This is a genomic window from Streptomyces sp. NPDC005784 (assembly GCF_042871525.1).
Taxonomy (GTDB): domain Bacteria; phylum Actinomycetota; class Actinomycetes; order Streptomycetales; family Streptomycetaceae; genus Streptomyces.
On sequence record NZ_JBIAIQ010000005.1, the window covers coordinates 142,098 to 168,978 of the forward strand.

General features: G+C 70.7%; 23 protein-coding genes. 17 read left to right on the forward strand and 6 right to left on the reverse strand.

Translation table 11 applies throughout. The annotated features are described in order from the left end of the window. The first annotated feature begins 3 nt into the window (after positions 1–3). The 11 genes from pafA to ACFYR3_RS11035 all read left to right on the forward strand — a co-directional run bounded on the left by pafA (position 4) and on the right by ACFYR3_RS11035 (position 11,186). Positions 4–1,365 carry a Pup--protein ligase gene (gene pafA, locus ACFYR3_RS10985; RefSeq protein ID WP_019066118.1) on the forward strand — a complete coding sequence of 454 codons (1,362 nt, stop codon included), beginning with the start codon at positions 4–6 and terminating at the stop codon, positions 1,363–1,365. Positions 1,366–1,493: 128 nt separating this feature from the next. Further along, positions 1,494–2,501 (forward strand): FKBP-type peptidyl-prolyl cis-trans isomerase, encoded by a 1,008-nt coding sequence (locus ACFYR3_RS10990; RefSeq protein ID WP_355839834.1) that lies wholly within the window; start codon positions 1,494–1,496, stop codon positions 2,499–2,501. Between the two features lie 60 nt (positions 2,502–2,561). Further along, positions 2,562–2,933 (forward strand): FKBP-type peptidyl-prolyl cis-trans isomerase, encoded by a 372-nt coding sequence (locus ACFYR3_RS10995; protein WP_328556501.1) that lies wholly within the window; start codon positions 2,562–2,564, stop codon positions 2,931–2,933. Between the two features lie 223 nt (positions 2,934–3,156). Continuing rightward, positions 3,157–4,110 carry a WYL domain-containing protein gene (locus ACFYR3_RS11000; RefSeq protein ID WP_355839832.1) on the forward strand — a complete coding sequence of 318 codons (954 nt, stop codon included), beginning with the start codon at positions 3,157–3,159 and terminating at the stop codon, positions 4,108–4,110. A 16-nt stretch (positions 4,111–4,126) separates the two neighbouring features. After that, positions 4,127–5,152 (forward strand): WYL domain-containing protein, encoded by a 1,026-nt coding sequence (locus ACFYR3_RS11005; RefSeq protein ID WP_355839830.1) that lies wholly within the window; start codon positions 4,127–4,129, stop codon positions 5,150–5,152. A gap of 190 nt (positions 5,153–5,342) precedes the next feature. Then, positions 5,343–5,642 (forward strand): hypothetical protein, encoded by a 300-nt coding sequence (locus ACFYR3_RS11010; protein WP_355839828.1) that lies wholly within the window; start codon positions 5,343–5,345, stop codon positions 5,640–5,642. A 10-nt stretch (positions 5,643–5,652) separates the two neighbouring features. After that, the gene (locus ACFYR3_RS11015) at positions 5,653–5,847 is read left to right on the forward strand and encodes a hypothetical protein (protein WP_355839826.1); all 195 of its coding nucleotides are present in this window, start codon (positions 5,653–5,655) and stop codon (positions 5,845–5,847) included. Between the two features lie 237 nt (positions 5,848–6,084). Then, complete coding sequence (gene tatA, locus ACFYR3_RS11020; protein ID WP_355839824.1) at positions 6,085–6,369, forward strand: Sec-independent protein translocase subunit TatA; 285 nt, start codon at positions 6,085–6,087, stop codon at positions 6,367–6,369. A 47-nt stretch (positions 6,370–6,416) separates the two neighbouring features. After that, the gene (gene tatC, locus ACFYR3_RS11025) at positions 6,417–7,364 is read left to right on the forward strand and encodes a twin-arginine translocase subunit TatC (RefSeq protein WP_355839822.1); all 948 of its coding nucleotides are present in this window, start codon (positions 6,417–6,419) and stop codon (positions 7,362–7,364) included. Between the two features lie 29 nt (positions 7,365–7,393). Then, a complete protein-coding gene (locus ACFYR3_RS11030; RefSeq protein ID WP_389282500.1) occupies positions 7,394–8,284 on the forward strand; it encodes a diacylglycerol kinase in 891 nt (296 codons plus the stop codon). Positions 8,285–8,324: 40 nt separating this feature from the next. Next, positions 8,325–11,186 (forward strand): DEAD/DEAH box helicase, encoded by a 2,862-nt coding sequence (locus ACFYR3_RS11035; RefSeq protein WP_389282502.1) that lies wholly within the window; start codon positions 8,325–8,327, stop codon positions 11,184–11,186. A 399-nt stretch (positions 11,187–11,585) separates the two neighbouring features. On the opposite strand, the gene atzF is transcribed toward ACFYR3_RS11035, so the two are convergent. From atzF to ACFYR3_RS11055, 4 genes are all read right to left on the reverse strand, one after another. Next, positions 11,586–13,250, reverse strand: coding sequence for an allophanate hydrolase (gene atzF / locus ACFYR3_RS11040; protein ID WP_355839816.1), 1,665 nt, complete (start codon positions 13,248–13,250; stop codon positions 11,586–11,588). Between the two features lie 165 nt (positions 13,251–13,415). Then, positions 13,416–16,943, reverse strand: a complete 3,528-nt coding sequence (locus ACFYR3_RS11045; RefSeq protein ID WP_389282504.1) for a 5-oxoprolinase/urea amidolyase family protein — start codon at positions 16,941–16,943, stop codon at positions 13,416–13,418. After that, complete coding sequence (locus ACFYR3_RS11050) at positions 16,940–17,539, reverse strand: urea amidolyase associated protein UAAP2 (protein WP_355839812.1); 600 nt, start codon at positions 17,537–17,539, stop codon at positions 16,940–16,942. Before ACFYR3_RS11050 ends, ACFYR3_RS11045 begins: the two co-directional genes overlap by 4 nt. Then, positions 17,536–18,360, reverse strand: a complete 825-nt coding sequence (locus ACFYR3_RS11055) for an urea amidolyase associated protein UAAP1 (RefSeq protein WP_389282506.1) — start codon at positions 18,358–18,360, stop codon at positions 17,536–17,538. Before ACFYR3_RS11055 ends, ACFYR3_RS11050 begins: the two co-directional genes overlap by 4 nt. Before the next feature lie 215 nt (positions 18,361–18,575). On the opposite strand from ACFYR3_RS11055, the gene ACFYR3_RS11060 reads away from it, so the two are divergent. The 6 genes from ACFYR3_RS11060 to ACFYR3_RS11085 all read left to right on the forward strand — a co-directional run bounded on the left by ACFYR3_RS11060 (position 18,576) and on the right by ACFYR3_RS11085 (position 24,161). After that, positions 18,576–19,202, forward strand: a complete 627-nt coding sequence (locus tag ACFYR3_RS11060) for a helix-turn-helix domain-containing protein (protein ID WP_355839808.1) — start codon at positions 18,576–18,578, stop codon at positions 19,200–19,202. 366 nt (positions 19,203–19,568) lie between these two features. Further along, a complete protein-coding gene (locus ACFYR3_RS11065; RefSeq protein WP_355839806.1) occupies positions 19,569–21,155 on the forward strand; it encodes an ATP-binding protein in 1,587 nt (528 codons plus the stop codon). Further along, the gene (locus ACFYR3_RS11070; RefSeq protein WP_355839804.1) at positions 21,152–21,559 is read left to right on the forward strand and encodes a roadblock/LC7 domain-containing protein; all 408 of its coding nucleotides are present in this window, start codon (positions 21,152–21,154) and stop codon (positions 21,557–21,559) included. Before ACFYR3_RS11065 ends, ACFYR3_RS11070 begins: the two co-directional genes overlap by 4 nt. After that, positions 21,556–22,002, forward strand: a complete 447-nt coding sequence (locus tag ACFYR3_RS11075) for a DUF742 domain-containing protein (protein WP_355839802.1) — start codon at positions 21,556–21,558, stop codon at positions 22,000–22,002. Before ACFYR3_RS11070 ends, ACFYR3_RS11075 begins: the two co-directional genes overlap by 4 nt. Next, entirely contained in the window at positions 21,983–22,603 is a 621-nt protein-coding gene (locus ACFYR3_RS11080; RefSeq protein ID WP_355839800.1) for an ATP/GTP-binding protein, read from the forward strand. Before ACFYR3_RS11075 ends, ACFYR3_RS11080 begins: the two co-directional genes overlap by 20 nt. Positions 22,604–22,676: 73 nt before the next feature. Continuing rightward, positions 22,677–24,161, forward strand: coding sequence for a cytochrome P450 (locus ACFYR3_RS11085; protein WP_355839798.1), 1,485 nt, complete (start codon positions 22,677–22,679; stop codon positions 24,159–24,161). On the opposite strand, the gene ACFYR3_RS11090 is transcribed toward ACFYR3_RS11085, so the two are convergent. Together ACFYR3_RS11090 and ACFYR3_RS11095 are read right to left on the reverse strand one after the other, a co-directional pair. Continuing rightward, positions 24,155–25,114, reverse strand: a complete 960-nt coding sequence (locus ACFYR3_RS11090; RefSeq protein ID WP_355839796.1) for an RluA family pseudouridine synthase — start codon at positions 25,112–25,114, stop codon at positions 24,155–24,157. The two genes, ACFYR3_RS11085 and ACFYR3_RS11090, sit on opposite strands and share 7 nt — an antisense overlap. 4 nt (positions 25,115–25,118) lie before the next feature. Continuing rightward, positions 25,119–26,669, reverse strand: coding sequence for an amino acid permease (locus tag ACFYR3_RS11095; RefSeq protein ID WP_356781518.1), 1,551 nt, complete (start codon positions 26,667–26,669; stop codon positions 25,119–25,121). Positions 26,670–26,881 lie beyond the last annotated feature (212 nt).

Below are 26,881 nucleotides of genomic sequence, written 5' to 3' on the forward strand. Positions count from 1 at the left end.
GTCATGGACCGCCGCATTTTCGGGCTGGAGAACGAGTACGGCGTCACGTGTACGTTCAGGGGACAGCGACGCCTGTCTCCCGACGAGGTGGCGCGGTACCTCTTCCGCCGTGTCGTGTCATGGGGCCGCAGCAGCAATGTCTTTCTGCGGAACGGTGCCCGCCTTTATCTCGACGTGGGATCACATCCGGAATACGCGACACCCGAATGTGACAACGTGACGGAACTCGTCACCCACGACAAGGCCGGCGAGCGCATTCTCGAAGGACTCCTGGTGGACGCCGAACGACGCCTGCACGAGGAAGGAATCGCGGGCGACGTCTATCTGTTCAAGAACAACACCGACTCGGCAGGCAACTCCTACGGATGCCACGAGAACTATCTGGTGGCCCGGCACGGGGAGTTCTCCCGACTCGCGGACATCCTCATTCCGTTCCTGGTCACGAGGCAGCTGCTGTGCGGTGCCGGCAAGGTGCTGCAGACTCCGCGCGGTGCCGTGTACTGCGTCAGCCAGCGAGCCGAGCACATCTGGGAGGGTGTCAGCTCGGCGACGACCCGCTCCCGGCCCATCATCAACACGCGTGACGAGCCGCACGCGGACGCCGAGCGCTACCGCCGGTTGCACGTCATCGTCGGCGACTCGAACATGTCCGAGACGACCATGCTCCTCAAGGTCGGTGCCACCGACCTCGTGCTGCGCATGATCGAGGCGGGCACCGTCATGCGCGACCTCACCCTGGAGAATCCCATCCGGGCGATCCGTGAGGTGAGCCACGACATCACGGGCCGCCGCAAGGTGCGTCTGGCCAGCGGCCGCGAGGCCTCCGCGCTCGAGGTGCAGCGCGAGTACTACGAGAAGGCCGTGGACTTCTGCGAGCGCCGCGGCATCCGTACCGGAACCGTCGAACAGGTCCTCGAACTGTGGGGTCGTGTGCTCGACTCGATCGAGGCCGAGGACCTCGACCGGATCGGCACCGAGATCGACTGGGTCATGAAGTACCAGCTCATCGAGCGGTACCGGGCCAAGCACAACATGACCATGTCGCACCCCCGGGTCGCGCAGATAGACCTCGCCTACCACGACATCCACCGCCGTCGTGGCCTCTACTACCTGCTGGAGAGGAAGGGGCAAGCCGCTCGGATCTGCAACGACTTGAAGATCTTCGAGGGCAAGTCCGTGCCGCCGCAGACCACTCGGGCGCGGCTGCGCGGCGACTTCATCCGGCGCGCTCAGGAACAGCGCCGGGACTTCACCGTCGACTGGGTGCACCTGAAGCTCAACGACCAGGCGCAGCGCACAGTGTTGTGCAAGGACCCGTTCCGTTCGGTGGACGACCGGGTGGAGAAGCTCATCGCCGGAATGTGAGCCGGGAGTTCCGCGGGTGAAGCGGAACGCAACGCGGGGCGCCGTACGTTTTCCGTACGGCGCTCTTCTCACGTCGTAGAGTTGCGCGCACGCCATCAGCCAAGATCGACCGATACGAGGGCCCCACCGTGCGCCGACGCTCACTCCTTCTCTCCGTACCCGCTGGACTGGTCACACTCGCCGGATGCGGTGACGACGGCAAGTCAGACACGGCCAAGTCCAGCAGCAGCCCGTCGCCTTCGGCTTCCGCCGCGGCCTCCGCGCCGCCTCCGCCGAAGATCGTCGACGGCCCGCTGCCGGCGATCACCGCCGGTACGAAGTTCGGTGAGAAGCCGACCGTGGCCAAGGGCACGGGGGAGCCGTCGAAGGACCTCGCGGTCAGGACGGTGATCGCGGGCGGCGGTCAGACGGTCGCGGAGAACGACTACATCCAGGCCAACTACCTGGGTCAGATCTGGGCCACGGCGAAGGTCTTCGACAACTCCTACGACCGTAAGACGCCGCTGGTCATCCAGCTCGCGCAGGGCGGCATCATCGACGGCTGGCGCTACGCCCTGGTGGGCAAGAAGGCCGGCAGCCGCGTCGAGATGTCCGTCCCCCCGACCTGGGGTTACGGCACGCAGGGCAACGCGCAGGCGGGCATCAAGGGCACCGACACGCTGGTGTTCGTCGTCGACATCGAGAACACGTTCAACTCCAAGAGCTCCGCCAAGGGCAAGAACGCCGCGCAGAGCGATGCCAAGCTGCCGAAGGTCGGCACGAATACGGACGGCAGCGCTCCCAAGATCACGGTACCGAAGACGGACCCTCCCGCGGCGCTAGTGGCGAACTATGTGATCGAGGGCGACGGCGACGTGGTCAAGGCCGACAACAGCGTCCTGGTGCAGTACGAGGGCGTGCTCTGGGACACCGGCAAGGAGTTCGACTCCACGTACCAGCGGGGTCAGCTGACGTCGTTCGGGCTCCAGCAGGTCGTCAAGGGCTGGGCGCAGGGGCTGACCGGCAAGAAGGTGGGCAGTCGCGTTCTCATCGTGATTCCGCCGAAGCTGGGCTACGGCGACAAGCCGCCGGCCGGCAGCGGGATCAAGAAGGACTCCACGCTCGTCTTCTCGGTCGACATCCTGGCGAAGATGTAACGCCGTGTGTGATGTAAGACTGTCGGTGTTGCCCATACGTACACAAGCAGGAGCAAAGACGTGAGCATCGAGAAGCCCGAGATCGACTTCCCGGGCGGCGAGCCCCCGGCGGAACTCGAGATCAAGGACATCTGGGAGGGCGACGGCGCCGTCGCCAAGGCCGGCGACTTCGTGAAGGTCCACTACGTGGGTGTGGCCTTCTCCACCGGCGAGGAGTTCGATGCCTCCTGGAACCGCGGCGCCCCGCTGGAGTTCAAGCTCGGCGTCGGTCAGGTCATCAGTGGCTGGGACAAGGGCGTGCAGGGCATGAAGGTCGGCGGTCGCCGTCAGCTGGTCATCCCGGCGCACCTCGCGTACGGCGACCGCGGCGCGGGCGGCGCCATCGCCCCCGGCGAGACGCTGATCTTCGTCTGCGACCTGGTCGCGGTCTGAGACCGGCACCGGACCGTACTCCGGTCCGGGTGTCAGGAGGAACGGATCATGAAGGGCGGATCATGGACAAGAGTCCGGTCCGATCTTCGTACGCCGTGTGATCAGGGTCTGACCGGATCCGATCATCTGGGCCCATGCCTGTCCGGGCATGGGCCCTCGGCTTTTGCCGCGACACTCCGGAGCGGTACGGTCATCGGTCGGAAGCACCATAGGAAGGGCGTCGATGGCCATTGCCAAGGCCGAGCGGCTGATGAACCTCGCGCTGTGTCTGCTCGGGACGCGGCGGCCGCTCAGCAAGCGCGAACTCCGCGAGTCCATCGAGGCCTATCTGGAAGCCGGGTCGGACGACAGCTTCAACCGGATGTTCGAGCGGGACAAGGACGATCTGCGCGAACTCGGCCTGGTCATCGAGACGGTGGAGAACCTCGACGGCGAGGTCGGCTATCTCGCCCGCCGCGACAGCAACCGCCTGCCGGCGATCACCCTCGACGCCGAGGAGGCCGCGGCCCTCGGTCTGGCCGCCAAGGTCTGGCAGCAGGCCCGGCTGGCCGGTGCCGCGAGCGGCGCGCTGCAGAAGCTGCGTGCCGCGGGTCTGCCCGAGGACGTGGATCCGTACGAGTCGCACGGCGCCCTGGAGCCGCACATCCCCGTCCACGAGGCGGCGTTCGAGCCCCTGATGCTCGCGTGCCGTGACCGCCGCCCGGTCGTCTTCGACTATCGCAAGGCCACCGCCGCGCACCCCGAGACCCGGCACGTCGAGCCCTGGGCCCTGGAGTGCTGGCGCGGTCACTGGTATCTCGCGGGCTGGGACCGTGACCGTGCCGCCGAGCGCGTCTTCCGGCTCTCCCGGATCACCGGCAAGGTCCGTGCGCGTGCCGGCCGGTACACGGCCGAGGTCCCCGATGTCGTCACCGTGCGCGAGACGGTCGCCGGCTGGGCAGGGGAGATCACCGACCGCTCGGCGCTGATCCGGCTGCGTTCCGGCTCGGGCTATCCGCTGCGGGCCAAGGCCGTCTCCGTTCGGGAACTGGGCGGCGGCTGGGACGAGTTGGAGATTCCGTACGGGCACGGACTGGACGCCTGGCTCGTCGAGTTCGGACCGGACGTAGTGGTCGTGGAGCCCGCCGAACTGCGGGCCGATGTGGTCGACCGGCTGCGCGCCGTGGCCAAGGGCTGAGGGGAAAAGTAAGAAAGTGGCAGGAAAACCGGCCAGGCCCACGAACGCGATCGACCAGACCCGGCGGATGCTCTCCCTGGTGACGTATCTGCGCGAGCGCCCCGGCGCCCGTGTCAGTGATGTCGCCCGTGCCTTCGGGATCACCGAGGACGAGCTGATCTCCGACCTCGACGTGCTGCCGCTGTGCGGGACCAGCTTCCGCGGCGGGGATCTGCTCGACATCGACACCGACGGCGACCGGATCTGGTGGCACAACCCCGACGACGTCGCCGAGCCGCTGCGGATCGCCGCCGACGAGGCGACCGCGCTGCTGGTGGCCGCCCGCGCGGTGTCCACCCTGCCCGGCCTGCGCGAGGGCGACCGGCAGGCGTTGCTGCGGGCCACCGCCAAGGTGGAGGCCGCCTCGGGGGAGGCGGCGGGTGCCAGTTCCCGGCTGTCGGTGACCTTCGAGTCCGAGGGTGGCGTCTTCGCCGATGTGGACCGGGCGATCTCCGAGCGGCGCCGGCTGTGGATCCGCTACTACTCGCCCTCGCGGGACGAGCTGAGCGAGCGCGAGATCGACCCGATCCGCCTGGTCAGCGTCGGGCACACCTATGTGGAGGCCTGGTGCCGCCGCTCCGAGGCGCGCCGCACCTTCCGGCTCGACCGGGTCGCCGAGATCCGCATCCTGGACGAGCCGTCCGCGCCGCCCGAGGTCGAGCTGCGGGACCTCTCCGAGGGGCTCGTCCAGCCTGCGGCCGAGGACCCCGAGGTGGTCGTCGAGGTCGGTCCGGGCGGGCGCTGGGTCGCCGAGTACTACCCGCACGACAGCGCGGATGAGTTGCCGGACGGCGGGCTGCGTATCACTCTGCGGACCCCCGATCCCACGTCGCTGCGGCGGCTGGCCCTGCGCCTCGGCGGTGACGGCCGGATCGTCTCGCCGCAGGACCTCGCGGACAGCGCCCGGAGCGCGGCCCGCGAGGCGCTCGCCGCCTACGACGGGCCGGCCGGGCTCGAAGGGGTCGAGGACAGGCCGTACGAGGGGCGGGAGCAAGGGCTTTGAGCACGTCGTCGATGTCTGGTGCGCCGGGAAGGCCGGGCACCTCGGAGAAGCCGGGTGCCGTGCGGCGGGCGGGGACACCGGGACGGACCGGGGTGCCCTCGGGTACGCCGGGGCTGTCTGGAAGCGCCGGGGTGCCCTCGGGTACGCCGGGGATGCCGGACGGACCGGGTTGCCCTCGGGGAGGCAGGGGATGACTGGACGGACGGGGTCGCCCGCGGGGGCGCAGGAGATGTCGGTCGGGACGGCCTTCGCCGGGATGCGAAGGGTGGTCGAGGTGATGTTCAAGGCCGCCTGTCCCGACTGCCGGGCCGGCTTCGAGCTCACGCCGGGCGCCCTGCGCCTGGCCATCGGCGCCAGCAGCCGGACCACGTTCTACTCGTTCACGTGCCCCGCGTGCGGGTCCGCCGTCCGCAAGCCCGCGGGGGAACGCATCGTCGAACTGCTCACCGGGGGCGGGGTCCGCACGCTGCGGGTGCACTCCACCCTCTAGGGTCGTCTCCATGTTCTGGCCGATGTTTGCTATCGCCGCGGGTTTCCTGGGAATCACGGTCCTCGGAGTTCTCGCCGTCCGTGTTTTCCTGGAAGCGGAGCGTCTGGGCCGACAGGTGGCCGACTCCGCGCGCCGTATCGGCACGGCCTCCGACGACCTGGAACGGGCGGCTGTCGGGGCCGCACGCTCTATGGATGCGGTATGAGTCGTTCCATGGATGCGCAATGAGTCACGCCAGCCTGTCGACTTCATGTCCGGGCCAGGTACGCTCAGGGGCGCGGCCCGGAGAATGAGGCGCGGGCCGCGAACTGGGAGTACGCACAGGGATTGCCCCGCGTTCACCCCTGAGCGTTACGATCGCTGACAACATGATGATCGGACACATGTCCGAACCATCGGACAGCACCCCGACCATGCAGCCTCGGTGAGAAGGTAAAGACTTATGTTCGGAAGGCTCGGAGCTCCCGAGATCATTCTCATCCTCGTCGTCATCATCCTGCTGTTCGGCGCGAAGAAGCTTCCGGACATGGCGCGCTCCCTCGGCAAGTCGGCCCGGATCCTCAAGAGCGAGGCGAAGGCGATGAAGGACGAGGGCAGCAGCCCGGCCCCGGCCGGCCCGCCCAGCACCGACGAGCAGACCCCCGCTCAGCGCACCATCCAGGCCGCTCCCGGCGACGTGACCAGCGCGCGCCCGGTCAACGAGCCGACGGACACGACCCAGCGCTGACGCAGGGCCGGTGACATCCGGCCCGCCGCATGAGATGAGGATGTGGGTTGCTCAAGTCTGCCCGCAACACGGAGAGGGATCCCGAGGGGCGCATGCCTCTCGCGGACCATCTTCGCGAGCTCCGCAACCGGCTCGCGAAGGCGGTGCTGGCCATCGTCATAGTGACGATCGTCACAGCCTTCTATTACAACAGCATCATCAACTTCTTCACCAAGCCGGTCCTGGACTCCATCGGGTGTCCGGAGACCTTCGCCGAGCTGGCGAAGCAGCCCAAGAACCACCAGTGCGCGCAGATCACCATCAACGGTCTGCTCGCGCCGTTCACCCTGGCGCTGAAGGTCTCCCTGATGGCGGGCGTCGTGCTCGCCTCGCCGGTCTGGCTCTACCAGCTCTGGGCGTTCGTCGCGCCGGGTCTGCACAAGAGTGAGAAGAAGTACGCGTACGCGTTCGTCGGTACGGGTGTTCCGCTGTTCTTCGGCGGCGCCTTCTTCGCCTACAAGGTGCTCCCCACCACGGCGAAGGTGCTGATGCAGTTCACGCCGAGCGGCGTCAAGAACCTCCTGCCGCTGGACGACCTGCTCGACCTGGTCACGCGCATGGTGGTGGTCTTCGGTCTCTCCTTCGAGCTGCCGCTGCTCCTCGTGATGCTCAACCTCACGGGCATCCTCACCGGTCAGCGCATGCTCGGCTGGTGGCGCGGAATGATCATCGGCATCACGGTCTTCGCCGCCGTCGCCACTCCCAGCACCGACCCGCTGACGATGCTGGCGCTCGCCGGGCCGATCTGGATCCTGTACTTCGGAGCGGTCGTCTTCTCGCTGCTCAACGACCGGCGCAAGCGTCGGCGCGACGAGTCCGGGCCGGCCGACGACGAGGCGTCCGACCTCGACCTCACCCCCGAGGACATCGGCGACATCGAGAACGTGACGGCCGGCCGGACCCTTCCGGAGCAGGCCACCACGGACCGGGTCAACGGTTATGACGACGTGACCTGACGAAGCCCGGGACCTCGTAGGGTCACCCTGTGACCAGCGAGATCACCCTCTTCGTCAACCCCACCGCGGGCCGCGGCCGGGGCGCCCGAGCGGCGCTGCCGGCCGCTTCCGCTTTGCGTGACGCGGGATTCTCCGTCCGGACGGTCCTCGGCGAGGACGCGGCGGACGCCCTCGCGCGGGCGCGCGAGGCGATCGCGGGCGGCACCGGCGCACTCGTCGCGGTCGGCGGCGACGGGATGGCGAACCTCGCCCTCCAGGCCGTCGCCGGGACCCGTACCCCGTTCGGTCTGGTAGCCGCCGGGACCGGCAACGACTTCGCGCGCGCCCTCGGCCTGCCCGTGGGCGACCCGGCGGCCTCGGGACGACTGATCGCCGACGCCCTCAAGAGCGACCAGCTGCGTGACGTCGACCTGGGCCGGGTGAACGGCACCTGGTTCGGCACCGTCCTCGCCTCCGGGTTCGACTCCCGGGTCAACGACCGCGGGAACCGGATGCGGCTGCCCGCAGGGCGTTTCAAGTACGACGTCGCCATGCTCGCCGAACTGGCAGCCTTCCGGCCCTTCCCGTACCGCATCACGCTGGACGACGGCGAGACACGGGAGATCGAGGCCACGCTCGTGGCGGTCGGCAACGGATCGTCGTACGGCGGCGGTATGAGGATCTGCCCGGGCGCCGACCTCGGTGACGGGCTGTTCGACATCACGGTGGTCGGGGACTGCAGCCGCACGACGCTGCTCAAGATCTTCCCCAGGGTCTACCGGGGCACCCACGTCGACCATCCCCTGGTGAGCGTTCACCGGGCGGCCCGCGTCGAGCTCCTCGCCGAGGGCATCACCGGCTACGCCGACGGGGAGCCGCTCGGACCGCTGCCCCTCATAGCGGAGTGCATACCGGCCGCCGTACGCGTCGCACTTCCCTGAGCTGCGCGGATCCGAGGTTTCACGGCATCTGATACGGATAATGATCGTCCTCATGTCAGTGGCTCCCGGTAGTCTCGAAAGCACGATGACAGAGGACCTCTCACCGGCCGAGCGGTATGCGGCAGCACGCAGGCGCGCTGCCGAGCAGGCCACCGCGCTCGCCTCCTTCCGCGAGATGTACGACTTCGGCCTCGACCCCTTCCAGATCGAGGCCTGCCGGGCGCTCGAAGCGGGCAAGGGTGTGCTGGTGGCGGCGCCCACCGGCTCGGGCAAGACGATCGTCGGCGAGTTCGCCGTCCACCTCGCCCTCCAGCAGGGCAAGAAGTGCTTCTACACGACGCCGATCAAGGCACTCTCCAACCAGAAGTACGCCGACCTGTGCCGCCGTTACGGCGCGGACAAGGTCGGTCTGCTCACCGGCGACAACAGCGTCAACTCCGAGGCCCCGGTGGTCGTCATGACCACCGAGGTCCTGCGCAACATGCTGTACGCGGGTTCGCAGACCCTCCTCGGACTCGGCTACGTGGTGATGGACGAGGTGCACTACCTCTCCGACCGCTTCCGCGGCGCCGTCTGGGAGGAAGTGATCATTCACCTCCCCGAGTCGGTGACCCTGGTGTCGCTGTCGGCGACCGTGTCGAACGCGGAGGAGTTCGGCGACTGGCTGGACACCGTGCGCGGCGACACCCAGGTGATCGTCTCCGAGCACCGGCCCGTCCCGCTGTTCCAGCATGTTTTGGCCGGACGGCGGATGTACGACCTCTTCGAGGAGGGCGAGGGCCAGCGCAAGGCCGTCAACCCCGACCTCACGCGCATGGCGCGCATGGAGGCGAGCCGGCCGTCGTACCAGGACCGTAAGCGGGGCCGCGCGATGCGCGAGGCCGACCGGGAGCGTGAGCGCAGACAGCGGTCGCGCATCTGGACGCCCGGCCGCCCCGAGGTCATCGAGCGGCTCGATGCCGAAGGGCTGCTGCCCGCCATCACGTTCATCTTCAGCCGCGCGGCCTGCGAGGCCGCCGTGCAGCAGTGCCTCTACGCCGGTCTGCGGCTGAACGACGACGCGGCGCGTGCGCGCGTCCGTGAACTCGTCGAGGAGCGCACCGCCTCCATCCCGGACGAGGACCTGCACGTCCTCGGCTACTTCGAATGGCTGGAGGGCCTGGAGCGCGGCATCGCGGCCCACCACGCGGGCATGCTGCCCACCTTCAAGGAGGTCGTCGAGGAACTCTTCGTCCGCGGCCTCGTCAAGGCGGTCTTCGCGACGGAGACCCTCGCGCTGGGCATCAACATGCCTGCCCGCTCGGTGGTGTTGGAGAAGCTCGTCAAGTGGAACGGCGAGCAGCACGCCGACATCACCCCCGGCGAGTACACCCAGCTGACCGGCCGCGCCGGCCGCCGCGGCATCGACGTCGAGGGTCACGCGGTCGTGCTGTGGCAGCGGGGCTTCAGCCCCGAGCACCTCGCGGGACTCGCGGGCACCCGCACGTATCCGCTGCGCTCCAGCTTCAAGCCGTCGTACAACATGGCGGTGAACCTGGTCGAGCAGTTCGGGCGACACCGCTCGCGCGAGCTGCTGGAGACGTCCTTCGCGCAGTTCCAGGCCGACAAGTCGGTCGTCGGGATCTCCCGGCAGGTGCAGCGCAACGAGGAGGGTCTCGAGGGCTACAAGGAGTCCATGACCTGCCATCTCGGGGACTTCGACGCGTACATGGAGCTGCGCCGCGAACTCAAGGACCGCGAGACCGAGCTGGCCCGGCAGGGCATGTCGCAGCGCCGTGCCGAAGCGGCCGTCGCCCTGGAGAAGCTGAAGCCGGGGGACGTGATCCATGTGCCGACCGGCAAGTACGCCGGGCTGGCGCTGGTGCTGGACCCGGGGCTGCCCGCCGGCCGGTCGAACGGCCACCGGGGCTTCGAGCAGCACGACGGCCCGCGCCCGCTGGTGCTCACCGCCGAGCGCCAGGTGAAGCGGCTGGCCTCGATGGACTTCCCGGTGCCGGTCGAGGCGCTCGACCGGATGCGCATCCCCAAGTCGTTCAACGCGCGTTCGCCGCAGTCCCGTCGGGACCTGGCGTCCGCGCTGCGGACCAAGGCCGGGCACATCGTCCCGGACCGGCACCGCAAGAAGCGCGCCGAGGCCGCCGACGACCGGGAGATCGCCCGGCTGCGCACGGCGATCCGCGCGCACCCCTGCCACGGATGCAACGACCGTGAGGACCACGCCCGTTGGGCCGAGCGCTACCACCGCCTGCAGCGCGACACCTCGCAGCTCGAGCGCCGTATCGAGGGCCGGACCAACACCATCGCCCGCACCTTCGACCGGATCGTCGCCCTCCTCACCGAGCTGGACTATCTGCGCGCCGACGACGTCACCGAGCACGGCAAGCGGCTCGCCCGGCTGTACGGCGAACTCGACCTGCTGGCCAGCGAATGTCTGCGCGCCGGCGTCTGGGACGGGCTCTCCCCGGCCGAACTCGCCGCCTGCGTCTCGGCGTTGGTGTACGAGTCCCGGGTCGCCGACGACGCGATGGCGCCGAAGGTGCCGTCCGGCAAGGCCAAGGCCGCGCTCGCCGAGATGGTGCGCATCTGGGGCCGTCTCGACGCGCTGGAGGAGGACTTCGGTATCAACCAGACCGAGGGTGTCGGCCAGCGCGAGCCTGACCTCGGCTTCGCCTGGGCCGCCCACGAGTGGGCGTCCGGCAAGGGCCTCGACGAAGTGCTGCGCGAGGCCGAGATGCCCGCCGGTGACTTCGTGCGCTGGTGCAAGCAGGTCATCGACGTCCTCGGCCAGATCGCGGCCGCCGCGCCCGTCTCGGGCAGCGGGAACTCGACGGTCGCGACGAACGCGCGCAAGGCGGTCGAGGCCTTGCTGCGCGGGGTGGTGGCCTACTCGTCGGTGGGCTGAGGCAAGGCGGCCCGGCCGCCGATGAGCCGAACCGACACGGCCGGTGGCGTGCCGACCTCCTGTTCAGGAGGCGGCGTTCCACCGGCCGCGCCTGTTCCTGCGGGCTGCGGGCGGCGATTCCGCTCGCGTCCCGGCGGAGTGCGGCCGACGGCTCCGCGCCCGCCTTCGGTGGGGTGCGGTTGGCGGTTCCGCGCCCGTCTTCGGTGGGGTGGGGGCGGTGGCTGCGCGCCTGTCGTCGGTGGGGTGCGGCCGGTGGTCCCGCGCCCGTGTCGTGGGGTGTGAGCGGCTTTGTGCCTGCTCGGGCGGGGTGGGGGGGGCTCCGCGCCCGCCTTCGGTGGGATGCGGCGGCCGGTGGTCCCGCGCCTGTGCCCGGTGGGGTGCCGTCGGAGGATCGGGTGGTCAGCGGTTTGGGTGGCGGTTCACGTACGCGCGCCAGCCGCCGTACTCCGTGATGTCGGGCGCACCGTCCAGTGCGCCGGGTTCGCACAGGAAGCCGGGCACGCTGCTGCCGTCGGCCAGTTCGACACTGCCCAGCGTCATCGGGCGCGGGAGCGCCGCGAGCAGGCGTCCGAGGCCGTCCGCGGGGAGACTCCACACCTCGGCCTCGACGGCGGAGCCGCCCGCGCCGACATGGACGAGCCCCGGCTTCGGCGGGCTGGTGGCCAGGGCGTGCAGACGGTACACGGCGGCGGTGGTGGTCGTACGGTCGAGGCGGGCGCCCAGGGACAGCAACTGCGTGTTGAGTGGCTGACCGGACAGATGCGCCCCCACCACGGCGAGGCGGGTCTCCGGCTCCAGCGAGCCGGCGATCCGTGCGAGCCGCTCGTCGGTGAACGCACGTCCGATCAGCATCACGCCGAACGGGAGCCCGGCGGGCGTCCGCCCGGCCGGGACGGCGACGGCCGCCAGGTCGAAGAGGTTCGTGGAGTTGGTGAAGCGGCCCAGCCGGGCGTTGGCGCCCAGCGGGTCGGCGGCGACCTCGGCGAGCGTGGGATGGCCGGGCGCGGTGGGCAGGAGCAGCGCGTCCGCGTCGCCCAGTTCGGCGAGCGCCCGGGTGCGCAGGGAGGCCAGCCGCTCCTGGTCGGCGTACAGCTGGTGGGCCGGGACGTCCCGGGCACGGGTGATGATCCCCGCGACGGTCGGGTCGAGGCCGGCACCTCCCTCGGCGATCAGTTTGTCGACAAAGCTCCCCACCGCTGTGTAGCGCTCGGCGACGAACGCGCCCTCGTAGAGCATCGCGGCGGCCTCGGTGAACGGGGCGAGGTCGAGAGTGCGCACCTCGGCCCCCGCCGCGGCGAGCCGGTGCACCACCGCCTCGTACGCCTCGGCCCAGCCCTCGTCCAGCTCGCCGAGCTGTGCCGTCGGGGGGACGGCGATGCGCCAGGGGCCGGGGGCGCGCTGGGGGAGCGCGGGGAGTTCGCGTCCGGAGGGGGACGCCATGTACGCGAGGGCCTGTTCGGCCTCCGGGAGGGTGCGGGCGAACACGGTCACGCAGTCCAGGGAGGCGCAGGCCGGGACGACACCGGTCGTCGGCACCAGGCCGCGGGTCGGTTTCAGGCCGACGATGCCGTTGAACGCGGCGGGCACGCGGCCGGAGCCGGCGGTGTCCGTGCCGAGGGCGAGGTCGACGATGCCGAGGGCCACCGCCACGGCGGATCCCGAGCTGGAGCCGCCGCTGATCCGTTCCGCGTCCGGGGCGCCCCGGACGGCGCCGTGCGGAGAGCGGGTGCCGACCAGGCCGGTGGCGAACTGGTCGAGGTTAGTGGTGCCGATGACGACGGCTCCGGCCGCCCGGAGGCGGGCGACCGCGGGGGCGTCGGCCTCCGGGGTGTACGCGTAGGCCGGGCAGCCTGCGGTGGTGGGCAGCCCCGCCACGTCGATGTTGCCCTTCACGGCGAGGAGCCTGCCGGCGAGCGGGAGACGCTCGCCGGCGGCGACCCGGGCGTCCACGGCACGGGCTTCGTTCTCGGCCTCCGCCCGGGGGCGCAGGTCGATCCAGATCTCGGGGCGGTCCACGGCCTCGATACGGGCGTACGCGATGCGGACTCGGGTGAGGGCGGACATCGGAACTCCTTGTGCTGGGGCGGTTACCCGCCTGCGGTCCGGCGCACGTGGCGCGCCCCACCCCGCGGATCCCCTGTTGCGGCGGAACAGAAACCCGGCGGGACGGGAACGTGCCCGAGAACCGGACGCCGGTGCGGACGGCGCGGGTGGCGGTGAGGGGTGGGGTCAGGGTGCCGACGGTTCCAGGGGTGCGAGCACCAGGAGTGGCGTGCCCGCCTCCACCTGGTCGCCGGGTTTGCTGAGGATCTGCTGGACGACGCCGTCGACCGGTGCGGGGACGCGTGACTCCATCTTCATCGCCTCCAGGGCGAGCAGCGGCTGCCCCGCCGTCACCCGCTCGCCCGGCGCCACGTTCAGCTGCCACACCGACGCGGCGAACTCGGCCTCGATCAGCCGGCCGCCCTCCGGGACACTCACCTCGGCGGCCGGAGTGGGCGGGGCCCCCGCTGCCTGCGCGCGTGTGAACTCGCCCGCCGCCTCCCAGGCGTCCCGCTCGGCGGAGAACGCGCCGCCCTGCCGGGACCGGAATTCCGCGACGGACTCCGCGTTCTCGGCGAGGAAGTCCTCGTACGCGGCGAGCGAGAAGGTGCCCTCCTCGATGCGCGGCACGAAGCGGCCGGAGATGATGTCGGCCCGCAGTTCCAGGAGTTCGTCGGCCGCCACGGGGTACCACTTGATCCGGTCGAAGAAGCGCAGCAGCCAGGGCGAGCCCGGCTCGAACGCGCCGCGCTGCTGCCAGCCCGACCACACCTGGGTCGTACGGCCGACGAACTGGTAGCCGCCGGGGCCCTCCATGCCGTAGACGCAGAGGTAGGCGCCTCCGATGCCGACCGAGTTCTCGGCGGTCCAGGTGCGGGCCGGGTTGTACTTGGTGGTCACCAGGCGGTGGCGCGGGTCCAGCGGGGTGGCGACCGGCGCGCCCAGGTACACATCGCCCAGGCCGAGGACGAGATACTCCGCGTCGAAGACCGTGCGGTACACGTCGTCCACGGAGTCCAGGCCGTTCACGCGGCGGATGAACTCGATGTTCCAGGGGCACCAGGGAGCGTCGTCGCGGACACCGGCCATGTAGCGGGCGATGGCCTCGCGGGTGGCCGGGTCGTCCCAGGACAGCGGGAGATGGACGGTGCGGGAGGGGACGACGAGCTGGTTGCTCGGGGGGAGGGAGCGGACCGTCCGCCGTACGGTGTCCAGGAGTTCGCGCTGGGGCAGCCGGCGCGGGTCCGCCTGGATCTGGAGCGAGCGGATGCCCGGCGTGAGGTCCGTGACGCCGTCGAGGTCCGCCTCCGTCACCGCCTCCATCAGGGCGTGGACCCGCATGCGCAGGGCCAGATCCAGCTGCATGGGCCCGAACTCGACCAGCAGGTTGTCGTCGCCGCTGCGGCGGTACGTCACGTCGCCGTCCCGTGCGAGCACCCCGCCGTCGACGATCGCGGGTCGCGCCGAACCGTCGTCGGCGAGCGGCGCGAAGCGCACGGTGTCGCCGGGGCGGAACTGGCCGAGCTTCCAGCGTTCCGTGCTGACGACGGTCGCCGGACAGACGAAGCCGCCGAGCGAGGGGCCGTCCGGGCCGAGCAGTACCGGCATGTCGCCGGTGTAGTCGACGGCCCCGACGGAGTAGGGCGTGTCGTGGATGTTGGACGGGTGCAGGCCGGCCTCGCCGCCGTCCGTGCGGGCCCAGCGCGGCTTCGGCCCGATGAGCCGTACGCCGGTGCGGGCCGAGTTGAAGTGGACCTTCCAGTCGGCGGCGTAGAAGTCGTGGATGTCGTCCTCGGTGAAGAACTCCGGTGCGGCGTGCGGTCCTTCGAGGGCGCCGACCTGCCACTCGGCCGTGAAACCAGGACGTTCGACGGGTGGTACGGGTGCCCCGAGTGCCGTGACCGCGCCGCCGTGCAGTACGTCGCCGGTCCGCAGGGTCCGGCCCCCGTGGCCGCCGAACCGGCCGAGCGTGAAGGTGGAGGCGCTGCCGAGGAACGCGGGTACGTCCAGGCCGCCGCCCGCGAACAGGACATAGGTGCGCAGACCGTGCTCGAAGGGTGCGCCGACCTCCAGCACCGCCCCGGCCGGCACGGTCACCGGCTCCCACTGGGCGATGGCCGCCCCGGCCACCGTGACCGGCGCGGGAGCTCCTGTGACACAGACCGTCGTTGCGTGGCTGAACCTCAACGCCGGTCCCCGCAGGGTGCATTCGAGTCCCGGCGCGCCCTCGGGATTGCCGAGCGCACGGTTGCCGAGCCGGAAGGAGAGGTCGTCCATCGGGCCGCACGGCGGTACCCCGACCTGCCAGTAGCCGGTCCGGCCGGGCCAGTCCTGCACGGTGGTGAGCGTGCCGCCGGACACGACCTCGACGCGCGGGGTGGGATCGGTGACACCCGCAAGGGTGGCCGTCGAGTGCGTCGCCCGCCGGAAGGACGGTTCGGCGAGCGCGGCCCGCACCAGGCCGAGGTTCGTCTCGATCCCGTCCACCCGGGTTCTGGCCAGTGCCTCGTCGAGCCGCTCCAGGGCGTGTGCCCGGTCCGGCCCGTACGCGATGATCTTCGCGAGCATCGGGTCGTACGACGTGGTCACCTCGGTGCCCGTCTCGACCCAGCCGTCCACGCGGACACCGCCGGGGAACTCCACCCGCGTCAACAGGCCTGCGCTCGGCCGGTGTTCGCGCGAGGGGTCCTCGGCGTACACCCGTGCCTCGACGGCGTGACCGCGGGGCGCCCCCGGATCCCGTACGACCTCGGACTCGCCCCGGGCCAGGCGCAGCATCCAGGCGACCAGGTCGACGCCGTAGATCTCCTCGGTGACCGGATGCTCCACCTGGAGACGGGTGTTGACCTCGAGGAAGTACGCCTCCTCGCGGGCGGCGTCGTACACGAACTCGACGGTCCCGGCCGAGCGGTAGCCGACCGAGGCACACAACTCGCGTGCGGCGGTGGTGAGTCGGTCGCGCACCGGGGAGGACAGGCCCGGAGCGGGCGCCTCCTCCAGGACCTTCTGGTTGCGGCGCTGGAGCGAGCAGTCGCGGTCGCCGAAGGTGACGACGCGGCCCCGGCCGTCGCCGAAGACCTGCACCTCGACATGACGGGCATGCTCGACCAGGCGTTCGAGGAAGACCCCGGCGGAGGAGAAGGAGGCCGCCGCGACGCGCTGCACCCGGTCCCAGGCCTCGGTCAGTTCATCGGCGGATCGACATGCCGACATACCGATGCCGCCGCCACCGCCGGTGGCCTTGAGCATGACCGGATAGCCGATGTGCCCGGCCGCCTCCAGAGCCTCGGGAAGGCCGGCGAGCAGCCCGGTGCCCGGCGCCAGCGGCACCCCGGCGGCTTCGGCCGCGGCCCGCGCCGTGTGCTTGGCGCCGAACAGCTCCAGTTGCTCCGGTGTCGGCCCGACGAACACGATCCCGGCGTCCTCGCAGCGCCGCGCGAACGCCGCGTCCTCGGACAGGAAGCCGTACCCCGGGTGGATGGCCCCGGCCCCGGTGTCCTTGGCCGCCTTCAGGACCAGGTCGCCGTCGAGGTATGACTCCTTCGCGGGGGCCGGGCCGAGGCGTACGGCCTCGTCGGCGAGCCGTACGTGGGGTGCCGCGCGGTCGGCGTCGGAGTACACGGCGACCGTGCGCAGGCCCAGTTCGCGGGCCGTCCGGATGATCCGGACGGCGATCTCGCCGCGGTTGGCGATCAGCAGGGTGCCGAAGGTCATGCGGACGCCCCGATCGTCATCGCGACCGCCGTCGGTTCGAAGCCGTTGCACGGGTTGTTGATCTGCGGGCAGTTGGAGACCAGCACGATCACATCGCGTTCGGCGCGCAGGGTCAGCCGCAGTCCCGGCGCGGAGATGCCGTCGACGATGCCGAGGGTGCCGTCCTTCTCGACGGGCACGTTCATGTACCAGTTGATGTTCGAGACGAGATCGCGCTTGCCGAGGCCGTAACGGGCGCCCTCCGCGAGGAAGTTGTCCACGCAGGCGTGCTGGGACCAGGTGTGGTGCCCGTAGCGCAGGGTGTTCGATTCCTTGGAGCAGGCGCCGCCGACCGTGTCGTGCCGGCCGACCTCGTCCTCGACGACGGTCATCAGCGGGGTGTGTTCGTTGGACATCAGCACACTGCCCGTGGTCAGGAAGATGTTCCCCTGCGCCTGGATGGTGTCGGGCGCGCTGTAGCGGACGGCGGTGTCCCCGGCGTCGTACACCAGGAAGTCGACGGCCTGGTTGCCGTGCAGATCGGTGACGGTGAGCGTCTGACCGCTGCGGACGACGGCGGACCAGGCGGCCCGGGCCGGGACGGTGACGTGCGTCATGCGAGCCCCCTCGTGGCAAGGAATTCGGCGGTGTTGAGGAAGGCGCGGCGGCCCTCGGGCGTGGCCTCCCACAGCGGGTCGCCCGCCGCGGTCGCCCGTGCGCGCCAGGCCAGCACCTCCAGGGGGGTGCTCGTGTAGTCGGGGCGCGGATCGGCCGGGTGAGGCACGTTCGCGATCAGCACGGTGACGTCCTGCTCGGCGCGCAGCGTGACGCCGCCGCCGGGTCCGGCCGAGCCGGTGAAGTCCGGCGAGCCGTCGTCGCGGATCTCCACGCCCTGGAAGAAGGAGAGCGAAGGCGGCAGATCGCGGGGCCCGAGCCCGTTCTTGGCGGCGGCCAGTTTGAACAGCTCCCGTCCGGCCGGGGACGCGGACTGCGGAGTGCCGTCCCCGTACCGCTCGGTGTTGCGTACGAGCGTGGAGGTGCCGCACAGGGCGTCGTGCCGTCCGGAGGAGTCGGCGACCACCGAGGCCAGCACCCGGCCCTGGTCGGAGAGGAGCAACTGCCCCTGGCCCAGATAGGCGTTCCACTGGACCTTGACGGTGTCGGCGACGTTCAGGCGCTCCCACGGGCGGTCCGCGACGTACAGCAGGAGGTGTGCGCAGGCGTCGCCGGTGAGGTCGGTCAGGCGCAGTTCGGTGCCCCGGGCCAGCACCTTGTGCGTGTAGTTGCCGCCTGCCACGGTCTCCGCCCACACCAGATGGCCCGCCTCGCAGGGCGGCGCCGGCCAGTCGCCCGCGGGGACCACGGGCATGGTCTCCGCGCGGGTTCCCTGCTGGGCGCGGGCGTGGTCGCGTGCTCCGTGGGTGGTCGCTGTCGCCATCGCGGGTCCTCCGGCTCCTCGGTCATTTCTGTCGCCCGACAGAAATTAGGGGCGGGGTGGGTCGCGGCCGTGTCCCGTGTGTTGCCTCGCGGTTACCTGTCCCTCACGGACGGTGCGCCGCCGGGGAGGGCGGGGTCCGTACGCCGTCGCCCGGTGTCCGTCGCGCGCGTCGCGGCGCCCCGTCGGCGCACGTCGTGTGTGCGAGGATCGAACGCATGGGAACGGGTGGCGGACGACGGGTCGGCAGGCCTCGGGCCGCGCAGCGGCCGGACAGCGGGCTCACGCCGCGCGCCGAACTGCTCGACGCCGCAGCCGAGTTGTTCACGACGCGGGGCTACGCGGCCACCACCACCCGTGCCGTCGCCGAGCGGGCAGGGATGCGGCAGGCGTCCATGTACCACTACGTGTCCGGCAAGGAGGAGCTGCTCGCCGAGCTCCTGGAGTCCACGGTCACGCCGTCGCTGGCGTTCGCCCGCGAGCTGCTCGCCGACGACGCGGCGCCGGCGGAGGGCCGGCTGTGGGAGCTGTGCCGCACCGACGTGGAGGTGCTCTGCGGGGGCCCGCACAATCTCGGCGGTCTCTATCTGCTGCCCGAGGTGCGCACCGAACGCTTCGCCGGCTTCCACGCCGTACGTGCCGAACTCAAGGACACCTACCGTCAGTTGCTCGCCGCCACGGCCGCGGGGGGCGCACTCGCCAAGAGTGAGCTGGATCTGCGGACGGATCTGCTGTTCGGGCTGATCGAGGGAGTCATCCTCGTGCACCGCTCCGATCCGCAGCGCCCGGTGTCCGCCTTCGCCGAGGCCACGGCGGACGCGGCGCTGCGCATCGCCGGAGTCTGAGCGGCGCTCACCGCCGCCTTCTTCACCGACGCTCCGCCGTCGCCGCCTCGCGCCGACCGGGCCGCGGTCGCCCTGGTGAGCCGCGGTTTCGTACGCTCGCGGATCATCACGCACCGTGTGCGCGTGGAGGCTCAGCGTGCAAATGGGGCTGAGGGTACTCCAGTCGTATGGGCGATTTCAGGTGCTTGCTGAATATGACACAGCGATGATCCGGTCGGACTAAGCTCGCCCGCAGCGCACCGAGTTGGGATGTAATCGTGCGCTTGTTCCCAAAAGTTCCGAAGATCTCGTTTGATCCGTGCTGATCCATGCCGTTTCCCCCACAAACCTCCCCCACCCCCAGCCGACTTGTCTCAGAGGGCATACATGGTGAGTGTTCAATCGCCTCCCGGTGACAGTGAACTTCCCTACGCGCGCGTGCTGTTGCTGCCGGCCATACTGATGGCGGTGGCGACCGGCGCCGCCGTCGCCGCGGTGACGGAGCCCGCCCGGGCCGCGGTCGCCCTGTGCGGCGGCTTCGCCACGCTGCTGGTCATCGCGATCGGCGGCGAAGCGGTCCGCCGCGGCCGAGTCGCCCGTGAGCTGCGGGCCGACTTCGCGCGCCGCACCGCCTCCCTGGAACAGCGCATCGCCGCGCACGATCAGGAGATCGTGCGCTTCACCCGGGAGGTCCTGCCGTACGCGATCGACCGACTGCACGACGGGGATTCCCCCTCGGAGGTCGTTCGCACCCTGGGCCGCGACAACCCGGAGCTCCGCGAAGTCCCCAAGTCCCAGAAGGACTTGCTGAAGAAACTGCTCAAGATCGTCGACACCGAGGAGTCGATGCGCGACGCCGCGCAGCGCTCCTTCGTCAACATCGCCCGGCGCGTCCAGGCCATCGTCCACCAGCAGAACAACGAACTCCGCGAGATGGAGGAGGACCACGGGCGCAACCCCGAGGTCTTCGACGACCTGCTGCGCATCGACCACGGCACCGCGCTGATCGGCCGGCTCGCCGACTCCATCGCCGTGCTCGGCGGCGGCCGTCCCGGACGCCAATGGCCGGAGCCCGTACCGCTGTTCAGCGTGCTGCGCGGCGCGATGTCCCGCATCCTGGAGTACCGGCGCATCGAGCTGCACAACATCGTCGACATCGCCGTCGACGGCGTGTCCGTCGAACCGCTCATCCACGCCCTGGCCGAGCTCCTGGACAACGCCACCCGGTACTCGCCGCCGCACACCAAGGTGCACGTCACCGCCATCGAGGTGCAGACCGGCATCGCCATCGAGATCGAGGACGGCGGCGTCAGCCTCAGCGACGAGGCCCGCGGCAAGATCGAGGAGCTGCTCCGGCTGGCCGCGGCGGGCGTCGACCCGAACGTCATGGGCCAGGCGCCCCGGCTCGGCATGGCCGTCGTCGGACGACTCGCGCAGATGTACAGCATGCAGATCTCGCTGCGGCAGTCCGCGTACGGCGGTGTCCGCGCCGTCCTCGTCGCCCCGCGCGCCATGCTCACCACCGACTTCGCCCCCGGTCTCGCGCACGGCATCGGAGCCAACTCCGTGGCCGGCATCGACAACGGCGGGGTCGAGGGCCCGGCGCGCAAGCCCAAGAAGCGCCGGCCGACCACCGGCCCCCGCATCCCCTCGTCGAGCGGCGACCCCCGCGAGGACGACGTCCCGGTGGTCACGGAGTGGACGCCGGGCGGTCTGCCGCAGCGCCGCAGCCGGGTCAAGGTCCCGCTCAGCCAGCGGTACGCCGAGGCGCGCGCCGAGCAGGAGGCAGCCGAGGCCGCAGGCACCTCGTCGCTGTGGGAGCCCGAACCCGAACCGCAGGAGAAGGAGCCCGAACCCGGTCTGTGGGTCGAGGCGTTCATGAACGGACTCAAGGGCGACCCGGACCCGACCGCACTCAGCACGGACAACCAGCAGGCCCCTGCGGAGGCCGACGACGAGGGGGACCTCAAGTGATCCAGCAGCGAGCCAACTTCGACTGGATGCTCAAGGATCTCGCCGACGGAGTGCCGGGCATCCAGCAGATCGTGGTGCTCTCCGCCGACGGGCTGCGCATCGCCCGCTACGGCGGCGACCCGGACGCGGCCGACCGGGTCGCCGCGGCCTGCGCGGGGCTGCAGAGCCTGGCCGGTGCCGTCGCGAGCGAGATCCCCAAGAGCGACGGCCGGATGCGGATGGTCATCATCGAGATCAACGGCGGTTACTTCTACCTGATGTCGGCGGGAGCCAACGCCTACCTCGCGGTGCTCGCCAACCAGACCGCGGAACCGGGGCTGATGAGCAACCGCATGCGTGACCTCGTCGTACGGATCGGCGCCCATCTGACAAGTCCGCCGAGGCGCAACGGGCAGACCGTATGACTCCTCCGCAACGCCGGCGGCGCCAACCCGAGAAGCGGCCCCCGGACCCTCCCGCAACGGCTTCCCCCCTCGTGGCCCCCGAAGGCCACGAGGGGGAGGAAGGCCAAGGAAAACCGAAGAACCCCGAGCGGCTGTACGTGCTCACGGGCGGCGGTGAGGGCGGCGACCGGGCCGAGGTCGACCTGGTCACGCTCGTCGTGGCACGCGCCACCGCGCCGCCCGCCACCCAGCCGGAGCAGTCGGCGCTCCTGCGACTGTGCAGGACCCCTTTGTCCGTGGCCGAGATCTCGGCCTATCTCAATCTGCCGTTCAGCGTGGTGACCGTCCTGCTCACCGAGCTGCTGGCGGCCGAACTGGTACAGGCGCGCGCCCCGATCGTCCGTCAGGCGCTCCCCGACCGTTCCCTCCTCGAAGCGGTGATGCATGGACTTCAAAAGCTCTGACACCATCACGGGCCCTCGCGCCGAGGACCACCTGCCGCACACCGCACAGGCGGCGGTGAAGATCGTGATCGTGGGCGGCTTCGGAGTCGGCAAGACGACCATGGTGGGCTCCGTCAGCGAGATCAAGCCGCTGACGACCGAGGAGACCATGACGCAGGCCGGCATCGGAGTCGACGACAACTACGGGTCCGAGACCAAGACGGCCACCACCGTGGCCATGGACTTCGGCCGGATCTCCATCACGGACCAACTGGTGCTCTACCTGTTCGGCACACCCGGCCAGGAGCGCTTCTGGTTCCTGTGGAACGGCCTGTTCGAGGGAGCGCTCGGCGCGGTGGTCCTGATCGACACCCGCCGTCTGGAAGTCAGCTTCGACGTGATCGGCCGCCTGGAGGAGCGCGGAGTTCCGTTCGTCGTCGCGATAAACGACTTCCCCGACGCGCCCCGGTACCCGGTCGAGGACCTGCGGGCCGCGCTCGACCTGTCCGAGGAGATCCCCATCGTGAAGTGCGACGCCCGCCGCCGGGCCTCGAGCCGCGACACCTTGATGACACTCATGCGGTTCCTGCATTCCCTGGCGATGACTTCCGCGCGCGTCTGAACGTCGTACGGTGACGACACCCGCACGCCAACTCCCCATCCACAGAACGCATTTGAGCTTCGGAGCGATCATTGTGACGACCGAATCCCATTCCCCGACCGATACGGAAGAACCAGCGTTCGGCCCGCCGCCCGGCTGCCCCGCCCACGCCATGGGCCCCGGCGTCGGTCCGGGCGGGCTGCGCCGCCTGTACGGGCCCGAGGCGGAGGACCTGGGGGCGCTGTACGAGAAGCTCCGTGCCGAACACGGAGGCGTCGCACCCGTGTTACTGCACAACGACGTGCCGATCTGGGTGGTCCTCGGCCACACCGAGAACCTGCACATGGTCAGCACGCCCTCGCACTTCGCGCGCGACAGCCGGCTGTGGACCGCGGTCAAAGACGGCACGGCGGGCGCCGACCATCCGCTCGCCCCGCACATCGCCTGGCAGCCCATCTGCTCCCACGCCGAGGGGGACGAGCACCTGCGGTTGCGCGGAGCCGTCACCGGCGCCATGTCGACCATCGACTTCCGCAGCCTGCGGCGCTACATCAACCGCGCGACGCAGCGGCTGGTCAACGCGTTCTGCGAGCTCGGCGAGGCCGATCTGGTCGGGCAGTTCGCCGAGCATCTGCCGATGTCCGTGCTCTGCGAGATCATCGGCATGCCCGAGGACTACAACGACCGCATGGTGCAGGCGACCCGAGACCTGCTCAAGGGCACGGACACCGCGATCGCCAGCAACGAGTACGTCATGAGCGTGCTGACGCAGCACACCGTGCGACGCCGTGCCGAGCCCGAGGAGGACTTCACCAGCCATCTCATCAACCACCCGGCCCGGCTCACCGACGACGAGGTGGCCCAGCATCTGCGGCTCGTCCTGCTCGCCGCGTACGAGGCCACCGCCAACCTCATCGCCAACGTGCTGCGCATGGTGCTCACCGACCCGCGCTTCCGTGCGCAGCTCAACGGCGGGCAGATGACCGTGCCCGAGGCGGTCGAGCAGTCCCTGTGGAACGAGCCGCCGTTCAGCGCCGTCCTCGGCTACTTCGCCAAGCAGGATACGGAGCTCGGCGGTCAGCGCATCCGCAAGGGCGACGGACTGCTGTTCGGGATCGCGCCGGGCAACGTCGACCCCCGGATCCGTCCCGACCTGGCCGCCAGCATGCAGGGCAACCGCTCCCACCTCGCCTTCGGCGGCGGTCCCCACGAGTGCCCGGGTCAGGACATCGGCCGTGCCATCGCCGATGTCGGCATCGACGCCCTGCTGTTGCGGCTGCCCGACGTCGAACTCGACTGCGACGAGAACGATCTGCGCTGGCGGGGATCCATGTCGTCGCGCCACCTCGTCGATCTGCCCGTGCGGTTCCAGACCAAGCCGACGCAGGACGTATTGCAGCGGCCCTCCGTCCGCGCACTGCCCGCCCAGCGGTCCCACTGGCAGGTCACGACCGACGGCGCGGCACCGGCCGGGCCCGCCCCGCAGCCGGTGGCCACCGGACCCGTCCCGGCCGCTCCCGAGCCCGCCCGCCGGCCGGGCGCCTGGCAGCGCTTCCTGCGGTGGTGGCGCGGTTACTGATCCCCGGCGGTCCTGGCCGACCAGGCGTCGTACGAGGCCCACGCCTCCAATACCCGTTCACTCACGAACCGATGAGCCCGTCCGGTGACCGGATCGGTGAACTCCAGCGTCCGCGCCAGCAGTTGCAGCGGACGCCGGAAGTCACCGGCCGGCACCGGACCGGTCACCACCGGGTACAGCGGATCGCCGAGAATGGGCACGCCCAACGCGCTCATGTGCACCCGGAGTTGATGGGTCTGGCCGGTACGGGGAGTCAGCCGGTAGCGCCCCAGCCCGTCCCGGTGCTCCACCAGTTCGATCCCGCTGACCGCGTTCGGCTCGCCCGCCACCTCCCGCGCGGCCATCACCCCGCGCTCCTTGAGGATGCGGCTGGTGACCGTGCGCGGCAGCCCGAGACCGGCGGCGTACGGCGCCACGGCCTCGTACTCCTTGCCGACCAGCCGGTCGCGGAACAGCGACTGGTACGCGCCGCGTTCCCCGGGCCGTACGGTGAACAGCACGAGCCCGGCGGTCAGCCGGTCGAGGCGGTGCGCGGCGCCCAGCTCCGGCAGGTCCAGCTCCCGGCGCAGCCGGGCGAGGGCCGTCTCGGCGACATGGCTGCCGCGCGGTGTGGTGGCGAGGAAGTGCGGCTTGTCGGCGACGACGATGTGCTCGTCCCGGTACACCACGTCGAGCGGGAACGGCACCGGCTCCTCGTCGGGCAGCTCCCGGTGGAACCACACGAACATCCCCGGCGCGTAGGCCGCTTCGGCGGTCAGCGGCCGTCCGTCCTCACAGACGATCAGCCCCTCGTCGATCATCGTGTCGATGACCCCGTCGCCCGCCGCGAGCCGCTCCACCAGATACTCCCGCACAGTGGACCGGCTCCCCTCCCGCGGCAGTCTGATCCGCACGGGGTCGACCCCGTGGCGCTGCGGGAGGGGAGAGGGCGGGATCCGGGGCTTGCGTCTCACCCGGTCAAGCGTACGAGGCCGGGACCACCTCGGGAGCCTCCGCCACCGTCGCCCGCGCCCTGAAGGCCCGGTAGCCCGCGCCCGCGACCAGCGTCACCCCGAGGAACAGCAGGGTGAACCAGCGGAAGTACCAGTGCCCGCCCGTCGGGTCGTACACCGCGGCGCGCGGCCACGCGAGGTTGACGGTCATGAAGAGGCCGTAGACGAGGGCGAGCGCGTTGACGGGGATGCCCCAGCGGCCGAGGGAGAAGAGCGGGGCGCCCGTCTCGTCGGTGCCGTCCGCGGTGAACTGCCCGCGCAGCCGCCGCACCAGCAGCGGCCCGGTGACCATCGCGTACGCGAGGTACAGCATCACGATGCAGGTGGTGCCGATGGCCAGGAACGCGTCCGGCGAGGCGAAGTTCAGGAGCAGCAGGGCGGCCGCGAGGACGCCGACGACCAGGGCGGGGGCGACCGGCATACCGGTGCGCGGGTCGACCTTCGCGAGACGGCCGGAGAAGGGGAGCCGGCGGTCGCGGGCCATCGAGAAGAGCATGCGGCAGGCGGCGGTCTGGATCGCCAGGGTCGCCACCGCGATGGCCACCACCACGTCGGCGAGCAGCGCCCGGCCGACCCCGTCGCCGAGGCTGCTGGTCAGGACGTAGCTCAGGCCGTCGACGCCGAGGCGGCCGTCGGTCAGGCTCGGGGCGGCGAGCAGTCCGCCGAGCACGATCAGCCCGCCGAGCAGGCCCGCAGCGCCGAGCGCGGTGAGGATCGTACGGGGCGCGGTACGCCGCGGGTGGTGGGTCTCCTCGCTCATCTCCCCGGCGCTGTCGAAGCCGATCATCACGTAGGCGGCCATGAACGAGCCCACCATCAGCGCCCCGAAGAGGCCGCTGCCGCCCTGGCCGGTGTGGAAGGTGATGCCGGGGGAGCGCTCGGAGTGGGTGAGCAGGAGCACGATGATCAGGACGGCGCCGATGATCTCGGCGGTGACGCCGATCCGGTTGACCGCGGACATCACGCGGTTGTCGAGGAGGTTCACCAGTGTGGTCAGGACGAGCAGGACGACGCCGAGGACGGCCGCGTTGGCGGCGCCGTCGGGGCTGGTGGGGGCCGGATCGCTGCCGACCAGCTGGAAGCCGGACCAGATCGCGGGCAGCACCATCTGCAGGGCGAGCGCCGCGGCGGCGACCACGACGATCTGCCCGATCACCATGATCCAGCCGGCGAACCAGCCGAAGGAGAGGTTCGACAGGCGCGAGGACCACTGGTAGATCGCGCCGGAGATCGGGTAGCGCGCGGCCAGTTCCGCGAAGCACGCGGCGACGGCCAACTGGCCGATCAGGACGGCCGGCCAGGTCCAGAAGAAGACCGGGCCGCCGAAGGCGTACCCGAAGGCGAAGAACTGGAAGACCGTCGTGAGGACGGAGATGAAGGAGAACCCGGCGGCGAACGAGGCGTACCGGCCGAGGCTGCGGTGCAGCTCCTGGCGGTAGCCGAACTCGGTCAGGGAGCGGTCGTCGGAGGACTCGGGCGGATCGGGTCGTACGTCGGAGGGGGCGGTGGTGGTCACGGCGGCACCTGCCTTCGGCGCGGAAGGGAGAGGGATTCCCAGGAATTCCTGTCGGGTGACAGAAATTAGGGAGAACCTGTTTCGCCCGCGTGACGCGGCGGTGTCGGCGGCGGGCCTAAGTCCTCACGCGCCTGCCGCCCCCCGCTCCGACGCGATACATCGCGTGTATTGACGCGTCTTCTCGACACGCGATATGTTCGGTTACGGATATT